The 5,582-nt window shown below is 64.7% G+C and carries 7 protein-coding genes; 5 read left to right on the forward strand and 2 right to left on the reverse strand.

Features of this window, described 5'->3' with window-relative positions; genetic code table 11:
* Window positions 1–217 precede the first annotated feature (217 nt).
* The 3 genes from AC1DMG_RS19190 (at window position 218) to AC1DMG_RS19200 (ending at window position 2,790) form a co-directional block, all read left to right on the forward strand.
* Window positions 218–934 (forward strand): HAD family hydrolase, encoded by a 717-nt coding sequence (locus AC1DMG_RS19190; RefSeq protein ID WP_441602306.1) that lies wholly within the window; start codon window positions 218–220, stop codon window positions 932–934.
* A gap of 40 nt (window positions 935–974) precedes the next feature.
* The gene (locus tag AC1DMG_RS19195) at window positions 975–1,787 is read left to right on the forward strand and encodes an NAD-dependent protein deacetylase (RefSeq protein WP_477175659.1); all 813 of its coding nucleotides are present in this window, start codon (window positions 975–977) and stop codon (window positions 1,785–1,787) included.
* Between the two features lie 76 nt (window positions 1,788–1,863).
* Complete coding sequence (locus tag AC1DMG_RS19200; RefSeq protein ID WP_477175625.1) at window positions 1,864–2,790, forward strand: CHAD domain-containing protein; 927 nt, start codon at window positions 1,864–1,866, stop codon at window positions 2,788–2,790.
* A 3-nt stretch (window positions 2,791–2,793) separates the two neighbouring features.
* On the opposite strand, the gene tadA is transcribed toward AC1DMG_RS19200, so the two are convergent.
* Both tadA and AC1DMG_RS19210 read right to left on the reverse strand, forming a co-directional pair.
* Entirely contained in the window at window positions 2,794–3,282 is a 489-nt protein-coding gene (gene tadA / locus AC1DMG_RS19205; protein ID WP_477180916.1) for a tRNA adenosine(34) deaminase TadA, read from the reverse strand.
* Window positions 3,283–3,323: 41 nt separating this feature from the next.
* Entirely contained in the window at window positions 3,324–4,235 is a 912-nt protein-coding gene (locus tag AC1DMG_RS19210; RefSeq protein WP_477180917.1) for a LysR family transcriptional regulator, read from the reverse strand.
* 116 nt (window positions 4,236–4,351) lie between these two features.
* On the opposite strand from AC1DMG_RS19210, the gene AC1DMG_RS19215 reads away from it, so the two are divergent.
* Entirely contained in the window at window positions 4,352–5,215 is an 864-nt protein-coding gene (locus AC1DMG_RS19215; protein ID WP_477175628.1) for an NmrA family NAD(P)-binding protein, read from the forward strand.
* Window positions 5,216–5,239: 24 nt separating this feature from the next.
* On the forward strand, window positions 5,240–5,582 hold a 343-nt coding region (locus tag AC1DMG_RS19220; RefSeq protein ID WP_477180918.1), incomplete at its 3' end, for an SDR family NAD(P)-dependent oxidoreductase.

Consider the following 5,582-nt stretch of genomic DNA (forward strand, 5'->3'; position numbering starts at 1 on the left):
GACCATTCCCGCGCTGGTCGGCTTCCTCAACAACGATGCCAACGCCCAAGCCCGGCGCTGAGCTTCCCATGGCGGATCACGCGGCCGGCGCCTGCCGGCCGCGTTCATGTCCCTGCGTCTCAGCCTTGTCAGGACGCCAGCGCCACCAGCCACCGTGTTTTCTGGAAAAATCACCCCCATATCGCTGGCACGGCCAGTACGGCAGACGGGTGARCACGTGATAGAGCTGGTGGGTTTCGACGGTGACGACACGCTGTGGCACAGCGAGGGTTATTACCAGTCGGCGCATGGTGAGTTCGAGCGCATCGTGGGCGAGTACATCGATCTKGTCGATGTACGCGTGCACGAGCGACTGCTCGCCACCGAGCGCCGCAACATCAAATTGTTCGGCTACGGCGCCAAGGGCATGACCTTGTCGATGCTGGAATCGGCCATCGACATCACCGGCCAACGCATCAGCGCTGCCGATCTGCACCGAATCATCGAACTGGGCAAGCAGGTCCTTGCGCATCCGGTGGATCTGCTGCCGGGCATCCGTGCCGCAGTGGAAGCCGTGGCCCAGCATCACCGTGTGGTGCTGATCACCAAGGGCGACCTGTTTCATCAGGAACAGAAGGTCGCCAGCAGCGGGCTGGCCGACCTGTTCCATCGCATCGAGATCGTTTCGGAGAAGGACGAGCGCGCCTATCGCAACGTGCTGGAGGAATTCCAGCTCTCGCCGACACGTTTCGCCATGGTCGGCAATTCGCTGCGCTCGGACATCGCGCCCGTGGTGGAGCTCGGTGGCTGGGGCGTGTACATGCCCTACCACGTGACCTGGGCGCACGAGACCGATACGGATTTCGTCGACCACACTTCGCGCGTGGTGCAGGTGGCTGATCCCACCGGCATCGCCAGCGCCCTGGAGGAGTTGCAGCAACGTGCCGTCGCCTGATCTCGATCTCGACCTGTCCATCGATGCCGGCGCCGCCAGCATCGAGCGAGACCGCGCGCGCCTGCGCGAGTTCGTGCACGCGCATCCACGCCTGTTCGTGCTCACCGGCGCCGGCTGCAGCACGGATTCGGGCATACCCGATTACCGCGACACCAACGGCGGCTGGAAACGGCCGCAGCCTGTGACCTATCAAGCCTTCATGGGCGAAACCGCCACGCGCCAGCGTTACTGGGCACGCAGCCTGGTGGGTTGGCGCCGCTTTGGCCGGGCGCAACCCAATGCCACCCACCGCGCACTGGCGCGACTGGAACAGCAGGGACGCGTGACCACCCTGCTCACCCAGAACGTGGACGGCTTGCACCAGGCCGCAGGCCATCAAAGCGTCATCGACCTGCATGGACGACTGGATGAAGTGCGCTGCATGAGCTGCGACCTGCGCCTGCCCCGCGACACGTTTCAGCAATCGCTGGTGGAACACAATCCCGCCTGGGCCTTGCTCGATGCCGGCGATGCGCCGGACGGCGACGCCGATCTGGACGGCCGCGATTTCACGCAGTTCGTCGTGCCTCCCTGCCCGGCCTGCGGCGGCATCCTGAAGCCGGACGTGGTGTTCTTCGGTGAAAACGTGCCACGCCATCGCGTTGACGCCGCCGTCACATCGCTGAACGACGCGGACGCCATGCTGGTGGTGGGATCGTCCCTGATGGTGTTTTCCGGCTACCGCTTCGCGGCCGCGGCCGCGCGGGAGGGCAAACCCATTGCCGCCGTGAACCTGGGCAAGACCCGGGCCGACCCACTGCTCAGCCTCAAGATCGAACAATCATGCGCCGAGGCCTTGGCTTTTGTGTCATAGGGACGCGGCCCGATGCCGCTCGCGCATTGTGACCATTTGATGCAGAGTAGACATCCCGGTCGTCTGGAATCACTGCATGAATGCCAGGCTGCAACATCGCGCCGCGTCGCCGCGGTCTTCCTCGTCCCACGCCAAGAGTGGGCCGGGCAAGCCATCCGAGTTCGAGCGGATCTGCGAGGCGCTGGACGGCTATTTCGACAAGGCATTCGAGGCGCGCAAGCGTCTACTTGAACAACCCTACGAGCCCAAGCTGTTGCATGCATGGCGCGTCAACCTGCGCCGCGTGACGGCCACGCTGAAAGACCTCGCCTCGCTTTCCGACGACGACTTGCGCGATGTGCTCGCCTACCTGCGCTCCTGCCGCGAATCCACCGGGCAATCACGCGACCTCGACATCCTGGCGCAGGAAACCCTGCCCGCCTTTCTGGACAAGGAAAACGTCAAGCTTCCCGGCGTCGACGCCGCCACCAAGGCGCTTTCCGAGCGCCAGCAGCAGGCGCACAAGCAGGCCGTGGTCGAACTCAAGAAGCACAATCTCGCAGCGTCGCTGCAGTCATGGCGCCACTGGGTGCAAACCGTCGAACCGCCGACCGACAACCAGGTGCGCAAGCTGGCCGCCGCGGCCCTCCAGCAACGCTGGAATACGCTGAAGAAACGCGCCAGCAAACTCGATGGCGGCCAGAAGCGCCTGCATCGTTTGCGCAGCGCCACCAAAAAGATGCGCTACAGCATCGAGCTCTATCAGCACGCCTTCTCCAAGCAGGCGACCTCGGCCTGGCTCAAGCAGCTGACCGAGCTGCAAAGCGGCCTTGGCCTGGCACACGACCGCATGACGGGACGCAGGCTGATCCGCGACTTTCTCGTGGCGGAAGACACCCAGACCGTGCTCAAGCCGTTCCGCCAGTGGGGCAAGCGCACCGCTTTCCACGCCTCGGAAGAGGCCATGCACTCATTGGCGAAGCTGGAAAAATTGAACTCTTTCTGGCGCAAGGCCGCGCACTGACGCTTAGCGCCGGGCGCGGAAAAACTCGCGCAACATAGTCGACGAATCATCCGCCAACAGGCCGCCCTCCACCGCAATGCGGTGATTGTGGCGATCGGAAATCAGCGTATCGAACACGCTGCCTGCGGCGCCGGTCTTCGGATCGGTCGCCGCATACACGACGCGCCCGATGCGCGCATGCACCAGCGCCATCGAACACATCGCGCACGGCTCCAGCGTCACGTACAAGGTGGCGCCGGGCATGCGGTAGTTGGACAGTTTTTCGCCCGCGGCGCGCAAGGCCATGATTTCCGCATGGGCGCTGGGATCGTTCAGCGTGATATTGCGGTTCCAGCCCAGCCCGATGATCTCATCGCCCTGCACCASCACCGCGCCCACCGGCACTTCGTTTTCCGCATCACGCGCGTGCGCAGCGAGCTGCAGCGCGCGGCGCATGTAGCGTTCGTCTTCGTCGGAAAACGCCGGGGCTGGCGATGGTGTCTGATCGGTCATCAAAAAGGCTATGAAGGCGTGCGAAACCACCATTCTACTGCCTAGATCGCCGAGGTGATCCCGATGACGAAATCGAGAAATGCACGCACCTTGGCCGATGGGTGCTGGCGCGAGGGATACAGCGCGTACAGCGGGAAGCGCTCATCGGGCCAGTCGGGGAACAGATCCACCAACTGGCCACGGGTCACCAGCGGCCCGGCCGCCACCGCCATCACCTGAGCAATGCCATAGCCGGCCACGCAGGCGCTGTGCATGCTGCCGCCATCGTTGACCACCAGCCGCCCCGAGGTTTTCACCGCCAGGCGCGTGCGCTTGCGATGAAACTCCCACGGAAAGGTGTGCCCCGTCGCCGGATCGCGAAATTCGATGCAGATATGCCGGTCGCCCTCCAGCTCCTGCGGATGCGCAGGCCGCCCATAGCGGCGCAAATAAGCCGGCGAAGCCACGGTGAGGATGCGCGTCTCCAGCAGCCTGCGCGCCACCAGGCTGGAATCGGGCGGCTCGCCGAAACGCACGGCCAGGTCGAAGCCGTCGGCGACGATGTCGCCCAGCTGGTCGCGCGTAGCCAGCTCCACTTCGAGCTGCGGATGAGCCTCCATGAACTCGCCCASGCGCGGCGCCAGCACCAGCCGCGAAAACAGGGGATCCATATGCACGCGCAGTCGCCCGCGCACCATCGTGGCGCCTTCGGCCGCACTCGCGGCGGCCTCTTCCAGCCCGGCCAGCAAGGGCATCACCTGGGCGTGGAAACGAAGTCCTTCATCCGTGAGACGCACGGATCGTGTCGTGCGATCGAACAGCCGTATGCCCAGCCGTGCTTCGAGCCGCGCGATGGCACGGCTGACGCCGGGCGGCGACATGTCCAGCGCCTCGCCAGCGGCGGCAAAGCTGCCGCCATCGACCACGGCGGTGAACACGCTCATGCCGTTCAAGATACGCTCGTCGAAGGCCATGCATTCATGCCCTTTTGTCACTTATCCATTGTCATTGATGTTATCGCGAAACCAGTGGCGGACGCGGAAAATCCTCATCCGAACGCGGCAGGCGCCGCCCCCTTGAGGATCCGAACATGTATGCAGTCATGGGTATCACCGGCCAGGTTGGCGGCCAGGTAGCAAATGAACTGCTGGCCGCCGGCCAGCGCGTACGGGCGATCGTTCGTGACGAGGCCAAGGCAGCGCCCTGGATCGGGCGCGGTTGCGATACGGCGATCGCCACGGCCAACGATGCCGACGCGCTGGCCGCCGCTTTCGCCGATACGCGCGGCGTATTCCTGATGATCCCGCCCGACTACGACCCCGCCCCTGGTTTTCCCGCTGTCCAAGAGATCATTGCCGCCGTACAGCAGGCCGTCATAAAAGCCCGCCCCGGCAAGCTGGTATATCTCTCCACCGTCGGCGCCCACGTGGAGACGTTCTCGCTGTTGAACAACGGCCGGATGGTCGAGTCCGCGCTTCGCGAACTGCCCCTGCCCACCGCCTTCGTGCGCCCCGGCTGGTTTATGGAGAACGCCGCATGGGACGTCAGCGCCGCTCGCGCCGGCCTGATTCCCAGCTATCTGCAGCCCCTGGACCACGCCATCCCGATGGTCGCCACCGCGGATATCGCGCGCACCGTGGCAAGCACTCTGCAGGACACCTGGCAAGGCACACGCGTGATCGAACTCGAAGGACCGCGGCGTTACTCCGCACTGGACATCGCCAGCGGCTTTGCTGCCGCGCTGGGCCAGCCTGTGCGCACCGAACCGGTGCCTCGCGACTCCTGGGAACACCTGTTCCGCACACAAGGCATGCAACACCCTGAGGGCCGCATGCGTATGCTTGACGGCTTCAACCAGGGCTGGATCGACTTCGAACACGGCCAGGCTGGCTCGCACAAAGCATCGACAACGTTGGAACATGTCCTGCGCAATCTGGTCGAACGATCACCCTGACTCACGGCTCAGCAGGCAACCCTCATGACTTCGAACACGCAGCAAACCGCTCTCATCATCGGCGCCTCCCGTGGCCTGGGACTCGCCCTGGCGGCTGAATACCTCAAGCGCGGCTGGCAGGTCATCGCCACCGTGCGCGGCCCAAACCACACCCCGCTGCATGACCTCCAGGCATCGTCCGGCCAGCGGCTGGAGATCGAACACCTGGACATCGATGCACCCGAGCAGATCGCCGCGCTGCGTGCCCGCCTGAAAGGCCGGGCGCTGGACGTATTGTTCGTCAACGCCGGCGTCGCCATCGAGGCAGACAAGCCCATCGGCGAAGTCAGCACCGAGGGCTTCAACCGCATGTTGGTGACCAACGCGC

It is taken from the genome of Dyella sp. 01N36 (assembly GCF_056399745.1).